General features: G+C 71.5%; 7 protein-coding genes and 1 pseudogene. 3 read left to right on the forward strand and 5 right to left on the reverse strand.

Going from position 1 to position 15,336, the window contains the following annotated elements; all coding sequences use genetic code 11:
* Positions 1-2 precede the first annotated feature (2 nt).
* From def to FHS22_RS05610, 3 genes are read left to right on the forward strand one after another with little or no spacing between them, the layout of a single operon-like run.
* Positions 3-551: a peptide deformylase gene (gene def / locus FHS22_RS05600; RefSeq protein WP_184939005.1), complete on the forward strand. Its 549-nt coding sequence runs from the start codon at positions 3-5 to the stop codon at positions 549-551.
* Positions 552-556: 5 nt separating this feature from the next.
* Entirely contained in the window at positions 557-1,486 is a 930-nt protein-coding gene (gene fmt / locus FHS22_RS05605) for a methionyl-tRNA formyltransferase (protein ID WP_184939006.1), read from the forward strand.
* Positions 1,487-1,492: 6 nt separating this feature from the next.
* Positions 1,493-3,082, forward strand: coding sequence for an RsmB/NOP family class I SAM-dependent RNA methyltransferase (locus FHS22_RS05610; protein WP_184939007.1), 1,590 nt, complete (start codon positions 1,493-1,495; stop codon positions 3,080-3,082).
* A 1,812-nt stretch (positions 3,083-4,894) separates the two neighbouring features.
* On the opposite strand, the pseudogene FHS22_RS37810 reads toward FHS22_RS05610, so the two are convergent.
* From FHS22_RS37810 to FHS22_RS05630, 5 genes and pseudogenes are all read right to left on the reverse strand, one after another.
* Positions 4,895-5,602 (reverse strand): annotated as a pseudogene (locus FHS22_RS37810) (outer membrane protein assembly factor BamB family protein); the annotation flags it as partial.
* Positions 5,596-6,411: a hypothetical protein gene (locus tag FHS22_RS05615; protein ID WP_184939008.1), complete on the reverse strand. Its 816-nt coding sequence runs from the start codon at positions 6,409-6,411 to the stop codon at positions 5,596-5,598. The gene FHS22_RS05615 and the pseudogene FHS22_RS37810, both read right to left, overlap by 7 nt.
* Positions 6,408-8,090 (reverse strand): outer membrane protein assembly factor BamB family protein, encoded by a 1,683-nt coding sequence (locus tag FHS22_RS05620; RefSeq protein WP_260407660.1) that lies wholly within the window; start codon positions 8,088-8,090, stop codon positions 6,408-6,410. The genes FHS22_RS05615 and FHS22_RS05620 overlap by 4 nt, the downstream gene beginning before the upstream one ends.
* 293 nt (positions 8,091-8,383) lie before the next feature.
* Entirely contained in the window at positions 8,384-9,757 is a 1,374-nt protein-coding gene (locus FHS22_RS05625; RefSeq protein ID WP_184939010.1) for an IS1380 family transposase, read from the reverse strand.
* Positions 9,758-9,937: 180 nt separating this feature from the next.
* The gene (locus FHS22_RS05630) at positions 9,938-15,193 is read right to left on the reverse strand and encodes a diguanylate cyclase (RefSeq protein WP_221473216.1); all 5,256 of its coding nucleotides are present in this window, start codon (positions 15,191-15,193) and stop codon (positions 9,938-9,940) included.
* Between the last annotated feature and the right edge of the window lie 143 nt (positions 15,194-15,336).

Raw genomic sequence — 15,336 nt, forward strand, 5'->3', positions numbered from 1 at the left:
CGTTGGCCATTCAGTCAATCCGTCTTTTCGGCGACCCGGTGCTGCGCACTCCGGCCGAGCCGGTGAAGGACTTCGACAAGGAGCTGCGCAAGCTCGTCAAGGACCTCACCGACACCATGCTGGACGCCCCCGGAGCGGGCCTGGCCGCGCCGCAGATCGGGGTCGGGCTGCGGGTCTTCACCTACTACGTGGACGACCGGCTCGGGCATCTGATCAACCCGAACCTCGACCTGTCCGAGGAGAAGGACGAGGAGGGCGAGGAGGGCTGCCTGTCCTTCCCCGGCCTGTCCTTCCCCACGCCGCGCGCGATCCGCGCGGTGGCCAAGGGCTTCGACATGCACGGCGAGCCGGTCACCCTCGAGGGCACCGACCTCATGGCCCGCTGCTTCCAGCACGAGACCGACCACCTGGACGGCGTGCTGTTCATCGACCGGATGGATCCGGCGCAGCGCAAGCTCGCCATGAAGGAGATCCGCCAGGCCGAGTGGAGCGGGCTCTCGGCGCCCGTGGTCAAGTTCTCCCCGCACGTCACCCACGGGAAGGCTCTGTAGGAACCTTGCGCCTGGTCTTCGCCGGAACCCCGGACACCGCCCTGCCCTCGCTGCGCGCCCTGCTCGACTCGCCGCGCCACGACGTCGCCGCCGTCGTCACCCGCCCGGACGCCCCGTCGGGGCGGGGTCGCAAGGTCCATCCCAGCCCCGTCGCCGAGCTGGCCGAGGAGGCGGGCATCGAGGTCCTCAGGCCGGTGAAGGCGGGCGACCCCGCGTTCCTGGACCGGTTGCGGGAGATCGGCCCGGACGCCTGCCCGGTGGTGGCCTACGGGGCGCTGCTGCCGCAGGCGGCGCTGGACATCCCCCGGCACGGCTGGATCAACCTGCACTTCTCGCTGCTGCCCGCGTGGCGGGGCGCGGCCCCCGTGCAGCACGCCGTGCTGCACGGGGACGAGATCACCGGTGCGGCCACCTTCCAGATCGTCAAGGAGCTCGACGCGGGGCCGGTCTACGGTGTGGTCACCGAGGAGGTCCGGCCGTCCGACACCAGCGGTGAGCTGCTCGCCCGGCTGGCGGAGTCGGGCGCCGGGCTGCTGGCGGCCACGCTCGACGGGATCGAGGACGGCACGCTGGAGGCCAGGCCGCAGCCGCTCGACGGGGTGAGCCTCGCCCCGAAGATCAACGTTGAGGACGCCAGGGTCGACTGGTCCGCGCCCGCGATGCGGGTGGACCGCCTGGTGCGCGCCTGCACGCCCGCTCCGGGCGCGTGGACCGAGTTCCGCGGCCAGCGCGTCAAGCTCGGCCCGGTGCGGCCCGCACCCGGTGCCCCCGCCCTCGCCCCGGGCGAGCTGTCGGTGTCGAAGAACTCCGTCCTGGTCGGTACGGCCACGCACCCGGTCGAACTGGGCGAGGTGCAGCCGCAGGGCAAGCGCCTGATGAGCGCGGGGGAGTGGGCGCGCGGCGTGCGGCCCGCCGGCGAGGATCGGCTGGGCTGACGGATCATGAGCGATCGGGGGAACGGCGGCGGGAGCCGCGAGGGCGGAGGCCGCGCACACGGCGGGTCCGGCGGCCGGGCGGGCCGGGGCCAGGGACCGGGCGCGCGGCAGGGCAGGACCGGCGGTGACCGAAGACAGGGCGCCGGAGGGAACCGCGGCCGGGGCGGGCGCCCGCCCAGAGCGGTCCACGACGAGGCCCGCAACACCGCCTACGACCTGCTGCGCGCCGTCGACGAGCGGGACGCCTACGCCAACCTGCTGATGCCCGTCCTGCTGCGCGAGCGCGGTCTGTCGGGACGCGACGCGGGACTGGCCACCGAGCTGGCCTACGGCACCCTGCGCGGGCTGGGCACCTACGACGAGGTCGTCGCCGCCTGCAGCGACCGGGCTCCGGAGGACCTCGACCCGCCGCTGCTGGACGCCATCCGCCTCGGCGTGCACCAGCTGCTGCGGACCCGCATCCCTCCGCACGCCGCCGTCGGCACGACCGTCGACCTGGTCAGGCTGCGGGTGGGCGTCGGGCCGTCGAAGTACGCCAACGCGGTGCTCCGCAAGGTCGCCACCCGCTCGCTGGAGCAGTGGATCCCGATCGTCGCCCCGGACCCGGCCGACGACCCGGTCGGCCACCTGGCCGTGGCGTACAGCCACCCGCGGTGGATCGTGACCGCGCTCCGCGACGCCGTCGGCGGCGGCGACGACGAGACGGCCGCCCTGCTGGCCGCCGACAACGAGCGCCCCCGGGTCACCCTGGTGGCCCGGCCGGGCCGCGCCTCGGTGCGGGAGCTCCTGGCGGCCGGGGCCCTGCCCGCCGGGTTCTCTCCGTACGCCGCCTACCTGCCCGAGGGCGATCCGGGCATGATCCCGGCGGTGGCCGAGTCCCGCGCCGCCGTGCAGGACGAGGCCAGCCAGCTCGTCGCCCTGGCGCTCACCCGCGTCCCGGTGGCGGGCGGCGACGGCCGCTGGCTCGACATGTGCGCCGGGCCGGGCGGCAAGGCGGGCCTCCTGGACGCCCTGGCCACCCACGGGGACGAGGCGGGCCTGCCCGGCGCGTCCGCCGCGGGCGCCTCCTCCGAGGGCGGTCCCACCCGTCCGGTGCCCTTTCCCGGCGGGGCCCGGCTCCTCGCCGCCGAGCTGCAGTACCACCGCGCCCGCCTGGTCCGGCAGACCGCGGGGGAGGCGGCCGTGGTCGCCGCCGACGGCACGGCCCCGGCCTGGCGGCCCGGTGCCTTCGACCGGGTGATGGTGGACGCCCCCTGCACCGGTCTCGGCGCGTTGCGCCGCCGCCCCGAGTCCCGGTGGCGCCGCGATCCCCGGAGCCTGCCCGAGCTGGGCCGGCTCCAGCGGGCGCTCCTGGGCTCGGCCCTCGGTGCGGCGCGGCCCGGCGGGGTGGTCGCCTACGTGACCTGCTCACCCCACCTGGCCGAGACCGTCACCGTGGTCGGCGACGTCCTGCGGGACCGCGGCGACGCCGAGGTGCTCGACGCCCGCGCCTACCTCCCCGAGGTCGGGGACCTGGGCGGCGGGCCGTACGCCCAGTTCTGGCCGCACCGTCACGGCACCGACGCCATGTTCCTGGCCCTCCTCCGCCGCCGGTGAGCCCGGCCGGCGGGCGAAGAAGTACTGGAGACCGCTGTCGCGGTCATCGAACGATCGTGCGATGACCGCCACCGGCCTCGACAGCAGATCAATGACGCCGACGGCGGAGGGCTCATCGCCCGAATGATCGGTTATGAAGTGATCGTCGTCGTACCAGGAGAGGACGTGTTCGGCGCTCTGGTCGACCTGAGCGATCAGAGCGCCGGATTCGGCATCGTGGACGCAGATGTCGCTGGTCCGATCTCGGCATATCACCGCGTAGCGAGTACGCGATGGTGAGTACCAGTCATCGAGTTTGCTCAGGGCACCGGGCGTCGCCGGAGCGCTAGACGATCTACCGCGGAGATCGAAATGACCGACGGCGGAGAGGCGGTTCTCTTCGGTGTCGTCGGGACTGATCGTCAGCTCTGTGACGACGCCGGTGCCGTCCCGGTTCCATTGGAACCGGCCGGATCCGATGTGCAGATCATCGACCTCCACGAACGTCGTACGGCCGCTACGCGGGGAGTGCAGAACGAAACCGACCGAGACCTCGTCGTCGTCGGCCTCGGCCGCCTCCCATACGGTGAGCAGCAAGTCGTTACGGGGCGACCACGTGGGATTCGAGACCCAGCGAGGGCGCTTGAATCCGGGGATCCGGTTGATCTTATTCGTGCTCAGATCGACGAGGTACGTGTAGTCACGGTCGCCGATGTAGTTGTCGCTCACCCCCGCGGCCCACCTGCCGTCGGGGGAGAAAGCGGTGAACGGATACTTTGTTCGTCTGAAGCCTCCCAGGCTCCGATCGGTCACGGCGATGTCGGCCCCGTTTCGGTATCCGGCCAGGACCGTTGAAGGGCTGGAAGGGAAGGCCATGGTTGCCGCGGTTCCGGGAAGAGGAACCGGGGACGGATAGCGGTCGGCCATTCCCTCTGTCCCTCCTTCCGGAGCGTTCTTCTCGTGGGGAATCCAGCGGGCGGTCTCACGGGCCAGAACGGGAAGCTCTGCGATGAGGGGCAGATATGCTGACCGTAGTTCGACGATCACACGGTCAGCGAGGAACACGAGCGTGTCTCCGTGCGGTCCGATGGAGAATGCCGCATCGGCGACGTTCTGGACCATGATTCCACCCTGGGTCTCACGCATGTCGGCGAACAGGGCCAGTGCGGACATCCTGTCCCGGGCGTACCAGCGAATGCGTAGCCGAAGGGCATGACCTTCCGCGTTCAGAGCCTGACATCCCGGTGGATTCCGCAACCGGATCGGTTCGCTCGCCGGGAACAGTTTCCTCAACAACGCACAGGCGTCAGGCCGGCCCTCGGTCTCCTCCGCGGGATGACCTTCTCTCCATGGGTCAGAAGACGCTGATCCGAAAGCGGTCAGTCGTAGCCGGGGAGCATGCCCCGCAAGGCTGATCCGCTCCACGGTGAACACCTGGTCTCCCTTTGCCGCGAAGGGGGTGCCGAGACCGGGGAGTGTGAGCTCCTTGACGGCTCCCGTCATCGTGTCGACGGCGTGTAGGCGGGTGGGAATCCCGCCGCCGACAGGTCGGGGAACGCCGAAGTACGTGCCGTCACTCATCCAGTCGTTCCCGTAGAGAGAAGCCGCCTGGCCGAGCAGTCCGGATACGGGCAGGGTGCGTTGCCAGAGCGGGGTGAGACCGCGCAGGGCCACGGCTTCCAGTACGCTTCCTCGTGGACTTTCCCTTGAGATGATCAACCGGTCATCGGCGCGTCTCAGTGAGCAGCCGTTCCAGCATTCACTCACACGGGTGATGAGCTTGCCGTTCTGGATGTCGAAGGAGGACAGCGCGTCGCCGTGGTAGACCCGTATCAGGCCATGCTCCACACCCAGCTGGCGAGCGACTCCGGGGAGTGGTGCATTCCACAGGCGAGTGCCGGTCGCGGCGTTTACGGTGAGCACATGGGACCGGCGGCCACAGCGATATAACACTACGGCGTATCGGCCGTCGCTCGCGGACTCCATGACATCGCCGTCATCGTGCTCGCAGGGTAGCGGCGTCGCCCATTGGTCCGTCCCTGTGCCGGCGACCACTCCCGTCAGCGTGAGAGGTTCTCTCTCGGCGACGACCACCGGTGTCGGAGCCGCGTCACCGTACGGGGCACGCCACCAGCCTGCGGCGGTGAGGTCGGTTCTGCGCCATATCACCCGGCCGGTCTCGGCGGAGAGTCCGGCCAGGCCATAGGTCACATCGGGGCGATCCGGCCGAGCCACCTCGATGACCACTGCGGGGTCGGACGCCACCCAGTCGGCGATCCAGCCGTCCGTGACCCGGTGACTCCAACGTGCGGTTCCAGTCGAGGCGTCCCGCATCGTCAGAAGTGAACCCGACCAGATCGCGACCATGTCGCCGACGAGGGTGCTGCTATAGGAGTGAGGAGTGACGGGCAGTTCGACCTGCCATTCTTCGATAAACCCAGAGATACGCGGTCCCTCGAAGCGCGGAGATGCCTGGGAGGCGAAGACGATGATCACCAGCGTGGCGGTAAGGCCGCGGATGATTCGTCTGAACGTCAGCATGGCTTCGACCGTCTGACACGCCGATAATCGTTGGAGTACACGGTGGCTGTGTAGTACTCTTTGTATTTCTTGGCTTTACCGGTCAGGCGGAATGCGGCTCCTCCGGAGTCCTTGATGTATTCATGCCGCACCTCCGGGGAGTCTCCGTAGAGGTAATCGACCTGGACGTCCCACAGGTAGTAGCGTTTTTTCGCAGTGGCGGACAACTCGATGCTGGCCCTCTCTCCATCGGCCAGGTCGATGTTCTTCTTCAGGAACCCTCCCTTGCGTCCCTCCTTTCCGGGGCGCAGATTGTCGAGATCCGCGGCGACCTCGTAGACGGTCGCCTCCCCTTGTGTGGGGAAGTCCATGCAGGCGCCGCTCCACAAGGGGGCGTCCTGCAGGATGCGTGGGCGGACGTCGAGGATTCGGATCGTCTCATGCCGGGCGTTCCTCAGGATGATGTTCACGGTCACTCCGCGTACCCGGGCGGCGTTCTCGCGCTTGATCAAGGCCAGGACATCCTGCCGACGGCTTCCGGGAGGGAGCAGGGTCCCCCCGGGCCCCAGGGGAACCGGGCGCTCGAACGCCACTTCGTCTCCGGAGTCGACTTCGACGGCGTACGCCGTCGCAATGAGATGAGGGCGGCCTCGGAAATCCGCCCACTGGTCCAGCAGTCGTGGCCAGGCTCCGAGGATGACGGTGCTTATCAGGGTCGCCAGCGCTCCGGCCACAGCCGTCACGATCCATCTGCGAGCTTTTGTGATCCGCCCGGCCTCTGGCTCTCCGGCGCTTTCCTGCGCGGGCTGCGGAGTCGCCTGGGTGGTCATGGGCGGCCTTCTCGTGATCCTGCTCGCAATGTCTCGGCCGCTGCGAGCGTCGCCTGCTTTGTCATGGCCGGGTCTCCCAGCGCCTCGACGGTTACGACGACCGAGCCGCTCCGGAACAGTACGGCGTCGCTGAAGGCATTGTTGAGAAAATACGCTTGGTCGGCTACGGATGTTATCCAGCCGGGACGTTCTAGCAGCGCCTTGTCATCTACAGCGATCTTCGCTTGTGCCGGCGACGGATGCACCCAGACCAGCGAGACTTTGACCGTCGCACCAGATCCGGATGCCGGCCGGAGTTCGCATGCGACGGTGCCTGGAAGATTGAGTTCGGCAGGAGCCGATCTTCCGATACGGGTTCCCGGGCCATCGAGAAGAAGCGAGCATGCATCCGGCCACGCGGTCACGGGAACGCCACCGCGAGCCCCCCACCCCCGATCCTTCTGGATGGGGGTGAATCGCAAGGCGGTGAGCACGATCTTCTCATCGGGTTCGGAGGGGACGGCGTAGAAGAGGTCCCCGTACCAGGCTACGACGTACTTTCCCATTCCCTCCAGCTGGAAGTCCGAGGTGGTGAGAACAGAGCGGCCGGTGACCGGATCAAGGAGGTCCAGGACCCGGTGAACCAGCGGCTGGGGCAGTTCGCGCTCCATGTAAAGACGGCCTCCCACGACTCGGAGACCGTCTGGATGGGAATTCTTGAACACACGTGTCCAGCCGGTTCTCCCCGTCCTCTGGTCGACCATTTCGACCACGGTCTCCTCTTCGAGGCCGCCGCGCCGGGAGACGAACGCGGCGTCACCCAGAATCTCCACCCGGCATTCCGCCTCGCAGGTACGCGATGACGTGCGGTCGTACAGGACCGTTCCTCCAGAGGAGACGAGCGTGATGAAGTGACGACTTCGAAGGGATATCACACCTGAGTGAAAGGAGAGCGCCGGTACGGTCCGGTCCGCGACAGGCGCGTTCCAGCGGATCCGGCCGTCGTTGGGCGCCAGACCCAGCAACCGGAGGCGCTCTGCGCACCGTAAGAGGACGATGACGACATCCCTGTTCGCCGATCCGCGGTCGTCCTCCTCCTCGACGTCCCGGTTCGGTTCGGTCACTGCCTCGCATCCTCCGGGCAGAGAGGTCTCCCAGGAGACGCCGCCATCGGACAGATCGAAGGCCCGGACGGTCCTGAGGGCGGGAAGAATGATGACGGCATGCCGCGTCGTGACCCCGATAAGGGAGAAATGAGGACGCCAGGGACCGTCACCCGGGAAACCAGACTCGATCGTCCAAAGGTCAACGCCGGTGCGGGCGTCTATCGAAGTGATTCTGAAGCGTCTCACGTTCTCATCGGTGGACGGTCCGCTGGACAGCAGGAATCCGTCGGCCGCCAGCAGGACGCCGGGTTCATCGAGAGGAGAAACCCAGCGAGTGGCTCCGGTCCGCGCGTCAAGGCCGTGGATCCGCCCCTCACGCTGGATGGCGATGGTATCGCCGGCCAGCACAGGGATGTCTTCGGCAGTGGTTCGCCACACTTCCTGCGGGGTTCCACGTCCGATGGGAAGGCCAGTCGGCGCAGGAATGCGTGAAGCAGAAGTGGGGAGCGGCTGTACTTCTCCGAAGATGCAGAGGAGAACGAGTACGGCCGCAAGCCTGGTGATCGCGGACCGACGTGGAGCGCCGAGGGCCATTACACATCCTGAGCGGGAGCGGTTGACTCCGTTGTAGCAAGCAGCGCTCGGCCGGTCTCACATAGTTACTTCTCCGTCAGGTAACGATCGGATATCGTACAAGAAATGACGGATTGACCGAGCGGTCCTCTAGCCTCGATCTTTCGCGATCTCCGTGTGGTCGGTTGACGCATTCGGCTGAGGGTTGATTTCGCGACCAGGTCAGCTTCGTGGCCCGGCTGTCGCGCCGGATGGGCGGGGTTCCACGGGCCCGGGCATGTCCTTTCTTGATCGTTGGGGCGGCTTGTCGCTGGTCAGGTCGGTGCCGGCAGGGCTTGCAGGCGGGCGATGGCCGCGGTGAGCTGCATCGCCCAGGGCCATCGCGCGGCGACGCGCAGCCGGACACGTCGTCCGCCGCGGACCAGCCGCCCGGCCACGGCCAGCAGACGTAGCCGCAGGCGCTTGGGTTCGTAGCGGCGGGCCGGGCCGTCCAGGGCGAGCATCTGCATCCAGGCCAGGAGTTCGCAGGCCAGCGCGACGAGCTCGCACCAGATCTGGTTCTGGGTGAAGTCGTGTAGCGGCAGGTTGGCCAGGCCGGTGTCCTTGGCGGCGCGGATGCGGTCTTCGCATCGGGCGCGGCGGCGGTGGCGTAGTTCCAGGTCGGCGAGCTGACCATGCTTGGTGTTGGTGACGAAGCAGGTGAAGCGGTGCCCGTCAAGGTCGGTGAAGCGCAGTTGCGCGCCCGGGTGCGGGCGTTCTTTGCGGACGATGACGCGCATGCCGCGCGGCCAGCCGGTCAGCTCCAGCAGGCCGGTGAGCTCGGCGACCCACGCGCCGGGCCGGACCTGGCCGTCTGCGTCGTAGGCGGGCGTCCACGCACTGGCCGGGAGCCGACCGATCGCGGTCTGGATGTCGTCGGTGAGGGGGAAGCCGATCGAGTACTTCAGCCGTCGGCCGGGTCGGCTCAGCCAGGTCAGGAATTGGCGGGTGCCGCCGCCGGAGTCGGTGCGGATCAGGACCTGCCGTCTGCGGTCGGCGGGCAGCTGAGCCAGTGCGATCCGGGTGGCGGTGATGTGGTCGGCGGCGGTGTTGGAGCCGGCGTTGCCCGGGCGCAGCAGTAGTGCCAGGGGTTCGCCGGCACCGGCCGCGCCGTGGTCGGCGAAGACGGTCAGCGGGTGGAAGCCGAAGGTTTTCTTCCAGGTCGGGGCCGCGTGCTGTTTGTCGGAGTGGGCGATGACGATGGTGGCGTCGAGGTCGAGGGGGATCGGCTCGCCGTCCGCGCCGGGCGCATGCGCTCCGGCCGCGGCCCAGGCGCGGGAGCGGGCGTGTGCGCGGGCGGCGCGGATGGCTTTCAGGGCCCGGGTGGGGTCGGCGGCGAGCCGGTCGATGAGGCGGGAGACGGTGGGGTCGGAGGCCACATGGCCGAACAGCTCCGGCTGGGCGCGCAGCAGGGCGATGTCGGCCAGGCAGTCGCCGCCCAGGGCGAGGGTGAGGGCGAGGTCGGTGATGATTTTGCCGGGGTCGTGGATGGCGTGGGAGGGCCGCCAGCGCTGCAGGTGCTGGGAGAGGGCTTGGTCCAGGCCGGTGACGCGCAGGGTCTGCAGCAGGAGCAGGCCGCCTGCGTGGGAGATGAGGCCGGAGCCGTCGGCGGACGCGGTGATCTTGCGGTGGGGCGCGGTAGTCTTCACGTGAAAAGTGCCTCGTGAACTGGTGGGGACGGGACCTTAGACAAGTCCGATCCTTCCAGGTCACAGGCACTTTTCTCATGTAAACGATCAAGCTCGGTGAAATTCACCGTGAAAGCCCGAGGCTAGGCCGAATCCCACTCAGCGCACACAGCGCAGCTCCCAGGCCGACTCCTGCCTTCCTCAGGCCAGGACGACCCGGTTGCGACCGCCCTTCTTCGCCCGGTACAGGGCGTGGTCGGCGCGGGCCAGCAGGGCGTCCAGCCCGTCGTCGCCGGGGCTCAGCCGGGCCACTCCGACACTGATCGTCACCCGGACCGGCCCCGCCCGGGTGGGGATCGGCCCGGCGGCGACCGCGGCGCGCATCCGCTCGGCCACCAGTGGATCCGGGCCCTGGTACTCGGGCAGGACCGCCGCGAACTCCTCGCCCCCGTACCGCCCCAGGACGTCGGAGTCGCGGACGCTGGCGCCGAGCCGGCGGGCGACCTCGCGGATGACGTCGTCACCGGCGCCGTGGCCGTGGGTGTCGTTGACCTGTTTGAAGTGGTCGATATCCAGCATGATCGCTGTCAGCTCCCGCTTGTTGCGCCGCGCGACACTGACGAGCTTCTCCGCCATGCCGTGGAAGTGCCGCCGGTTCGCCACCCCGGTGAGTCCGTCGGTGGTCGCCAGCTCCTGCACCTGGGTGAACAGGCGGGCGTTCTCGTAGGCGCTGACGCCCTGGCTGGCCAGGGCGGCGGCCACCTCGCGGCAGGCGTCGTCGAACGCGGCACCGGCCAGAAGCACCACGCCGACCAGCTGGTCCCGTGCCACCAGCGGGACGGTGAGGGCGGCCGGTCCGGCCTCCACCAGTCCGTGCAGCCCGTCGGGCACCGGTCCCGCCGCCGGTACACCGGCCTTCGCCACCGCGTCGAGCACGGAGCCCGGGGCGCGGGCCGCGCCGAACCGCGCGCCGAGGCGGTCGCCGCCGACGGCGCCGCTCGTCGCGACCACGCTGAGCGACTCGCCGTCGGCGCGCAGCAGGCAGCCGCCCGTCGCGCCCGACTGCTCGGCCAGCGTGTGGAAGAGCCGGTCGAGGACCTGGCCCGGGTCGAGCAGGGCGCTCAGCTCGACGAGACTGGTGCGCAGCAGTTCCGCCACCTCCCGCTGCCGCCGCGCGGTCCGCACCATCACGTCCAGCTGGGCCGCGCGCGCGGTCTCGAGCGCCACCGCGACGTGGCTCACCACGGCGGTGAGGACGTCGGCGTCGGCGTCGGTGAAGATGCCCCGCGCCAGCCTGCTGTCCAGGTAGACCACTCCGGTCAGCCGGCCCTTGAGCAGGACGGGGGCGACGATGATGCTCCGCAGCCCGTGCGCCACCACGCTCTGCGAGCCGAGTGCCGCGCCCTGCTCGGTGCCGGTGACGACCACCGCCTGCCCGGTCTCGCGTACCCGTCCGATCAGCGTGGAGCCGTAGTCGGTCACCGCGTCCAGATCGTCGCCTGCGGCGTCGCGGCCGGCGAAGCGGCGCAGCTCGCCGTCGTCGTCCACCATGAACAGCAGTGCCCGTTCGGCGCCGAGGATGTGCAGCGTCTCGTCGAGCGCGACCCGGGCCAGCTCGTCGGGGTCGAGCACCGTCGCCGCGGCCACGCTGACCTGCTGCAGCGCCTCCAGCCGCCGGTTGCTGCGCGGATCGCCGGCCGTGGTTCCGGTGTCGGTGCGCGTGTAGCGCCGGCTGGTGCCCGCCACGTCGATCCCGAACTCTGCGCGTACCGCGCGGGTACGGTGCTCCCAGCCGTACGTCTCGGCCAGCTGGTAGGCGTAACGCGCCTGCCGCTCGGCCTCGGCGTCGTGGCCGAGCCGGCGCAGGGCGCGGGCACGGACCCGCGCCACGTCGAAGCCGATCACGGGGGCGTCCAGCGGCCAGCTCCGGCGCTCGGTGCGCTCCGCCAGCCTGATCGCGGCCTCCGGCCGGCCGGACTGCTCCAGCAGGGACGCCCTGGTGAGCTGGTGCACCGCCTTGACCAGCGGGGTGCGGGCGACGCGCCCGAGCTCGCGCACCGCCCCGCGGGCGGCGGCCAGCCGGGCCGGACGGCCGGCGGGGCCGGCCAGGCGGCACTGGTTCAGCCGGCCCACCACCTTGAACACGTAGAACCAGTGGTGGAACAGGGTCAGCTCGGTCCTGTGCAGGCCTATCGCCTCGAACTCCGCGATCGCCGCCTCGAACGGCACCCCGAACTCGCCCTGTTCCGTGAGGGCGCACATCTGCGCGACCACGATGTCGGCCCGCTGCCAGGCGGCCGTGTCGGCGGGCACGGCCTCGCGGATCGCGGCGAGCGCCCGCGCGGCCTCGGCGGGCCGCCCCTGCAGGGCGGGGGTCAGCACGCCGAGCAGCGAGAAGTAGTCGGCGCTGCGCCAGGCCGTGCCGGGCGGCAGCAGCGACAGGCCCCGCCGGTAGGCGGCCTGGGACTTGCCGGCGTACCCGCGCAGCAACTGGCGGATGCCGATCCAGCCGTAGCTGGTCAGGAACTGCGGCGGGTCGAGCCAGCGCGCATGGCGGTGGATCGACCGCTCCCAGTCCTGGCCGTCGTTGGCACCCGAGACGTATTCGGACATGCCGCGCAGCCAGTCGACGTAGGCGGTCAGGGCGGGGTCCGCGACGGCGCGGGCCGCGTCGGCCGCCCGCTCGGCGCAGCGCCGTCCCGGCCTGCGCAGCTTCAGCGCCCCCAGAAGGTAGCCGAGGAGGCCGTAGGCCCGCGCGTACGCGGGGCCGGGCCCCAGCCGGTTCGCCAGGAGCAGCGCCCGCAGCGCGAACGTCATGGAGCGGCCGACGTGGTGGATCGCCGCGGCGCCGTACGCGGCGTTGTTCAGCAGCATGGCCCGGCGCTCCAGGTCGGCCCGGTCCTCCTCGCGCGCGCCGCCGGCGCCGATGCCGGTGCGGCGGATGAGCGCGGCCAGGATCCCGCTGCCCAGCGTGGACAGCAGCAGCGCGAGCCGGCGGCGCGGCAGCGGGTGGCCCAGCTCGGCCAGGGCCTGGGTGGCCGCCCGGATCGCGGCGGTGCTCGCGAAGGCGGCGTGCTCCAGTTCGGCGACGGTGCTCCAGAGCCCGGCGCGGGCGGCCGGTTCGGTCTCGGCGGCGAGGGCGGTGCGGAGCTCCGCGCGGGCGTCGTCGAACCGGCCGGTGCGCAGGTAGCCGAGGGCCAGCGCGTGGGCGACGTCGGTCGGGAGCGGGCGCCCGGTACGGGCCGCGGCCTCACGGGCCCGCTCCAGGTATCCGACGGCGTCGCCCGGCGCCCGGTCGGCGAGGGCCTGCCGGCCGGCGGCCACGGCGCTGCGGTAGAGCACCTCGGGGTCGACGTCCGGCCCGCCGCAGCCGTAGTGGTACGCCACGGTGTACGCGTGGGGGACGTCACGCGCCTCGGGGGCCAGCTCCTCCAGCGCCTCGGCGATCCGCCGGTGCAGCCACTCGGTCTCACCGGTGTCGAGGCCGGCCAGGAGCGCGTCGCGCAGCGCGGGATGCACGAACGCGTACCGTCCGTCCTGCCCGCTCTCGACCAGGCCGCGCACCACCGCGGCGCCGACGGCCGCGGCGACCCGCTCCGGGGGCAGGCCGCTCGCGGCGGCGACGACGTCGAACCGGAACCGGACGCCGGCCACCGCGGCGACGGCCAGCGCCGTACGGTGCCGGGGGGCGAGACCGTCCAGCCGTGCCACCACCGGACCCCGGTCGTCGCCGGCGGGTATCTCGTGCAGCCGGTCCACGTCGAGCCACCAGTCACCCCAGTGCGGTACCAGCAGCCCGCGGTCGGCCAGGTCCCGCAGGTATTCGACCACGGCGAGCGGCAGGCCGCCGCTGCGCGCGGCCACGTGGGCGGTCAGGTCGGCGGGGACGGCGGCTCCCGGCAGCCGGGACGCGACCAGAGCGGCCGTCTCCGCCTCGGTGAGCGGGGCCAGCGCCACCGTGGTGTCCAGCGCCGTCCCGCAGGCGGCCTGCAGTGCCGAGGGATCGGCCCCGTCGGGTGCGGTCAGGACCACCAGCAGGGGCGTCCGCGCCAGGCGGGCGGTGAGCGCGGTCAGCACCCGGTGGCCGGCCGGGTCGAGCCGGTGCGCGTCGTCCAGCACCACGACGCCGCCGCCGTGCTCCAGGGCCAGCTCGGCGAGGAAGACGGCGACCGCGGCGGCCAGCCGCTCGTCGCGGCCGTCGGACGGGCTCTGCGGCACGTCGGAGAGCAGGGCGGAGAGGGCGGGCGAGACCGTCCGGATCAGGGCGGCCCCGGCGACCGCGGCGGCCCGGCGCAACCGGGCGCGGGCGGCGTCCCGCTCGGCGGGGTCGAGCCGGTCCACATGCGCCAGATACCGTTCCACCGCGGTCCGGATCGCGGCCATCGGAGCCTCGACGTCCGGTGAGCACCGGGCGTGCAGCACCAGCCCGCTCCCGGCCCCGGGACGCCCGGCGGGCGGTTCGCACAGTTCGGCGACCAGGCGGCTGCGGCCCGCGCCGGCGGGCCCGCGCACGAGCGCCATCCCGCCGGCGCCCGCCCGGGCGGCCTGCCGGCGGGCGGTCAGGGCGGCCAGCTCGCGGCCCCGCCCGACCAGGGGGAGCTCGGCCGGAGGCAGGTCGGAGGCGGCGTCGCCGGCGCAGCGGTGCAGCGCCCGGAGCAGGTCCCGCGCGTCCCGGAACCGGTCGTCCGGGTCCTTCGCCAGCAGCCGGGCGACGACGTCGGCGAACGCCGGGCCGATCCCCGGCCGCAGCGAGCGGACGTCCGGGGCGACGGCGACGGCGTGCATCCGCAGCAGCTCGCCGACGTCCGGCGCCGAGAAGGGCGGCTGCCCGGTCAGGCACTCGAACAGCACGACGCCCAGGGAGTACAGGTCCGAGCGGCCGTCCACCGGCCGCTGCAACATGCCGGTCTGCTCGGGCGCGGTGTAGTCGAACGTGCCGACGGCGGTGTGCTCGGCACCCGGTTCGCCGCCCCTCGCCGCCAGTCCGAAGTCGACGATGACGGCCGGGCTCTCGGCGGGCACGATGATGTTCTGCGGTTTGAGGTCGCGGTGCACCAGACCGGTGCGGTGGGCCGCGGCGAGCGCCCCGGCCAGTTCCGTCCCGAGCCGGAGGGCGCGGGTCTCGGACAGCGGGCCGTCGGCGAGCAGGTCGGCGAGCGGGCGGCCGGGTACCAGTTCGGTGACGAGCGCGGCGCGGCCGTCGTGCAGCCCGGTGGCGCAGGCCCGCAGGATGCCGGGGTGGTCGATGCCGGCCAGCAGCGCCGCCTCCCGCCGGAAGGAGAGCAGGACGGCGGTCTCGTCGGCGGCGTCGCACTGCTGCTTGACCGCGTAGCGCCGCTCCCCCCGGCTCATCACCTGGACGGAGGTGTGCGCGCCACGGCCGAGCTGCCCCTCGGGCACCAGGCCGGTGAGCTCCGCCACGGCGGCCTGCAGGGCCGATGCGTCATCCACCGTCACTTCGACACCCCGCCTTCCGGTTGCCACCGAGCCTTCTCCGGTTTCCACCGACGCCATCGGCGGACCGCCGCCGGACTTGAGGGGATCCGCCGCGGTCGCCGGTCCCGGCCGGATCGCACGCCCCGGCGGGAGAACTCTCAGGT

The sequence above is a fragment of the Thiemannella venezuelensis genome, from assembly GCF_014203605.1.
GTDB classification, from domain to species: Bacteria; Actinomycetota; Actinomycetes; order Streptosporangiales; family Streptosporangiaceae; genus Planomonospora_A; species Planomonospora_A venezuelensis.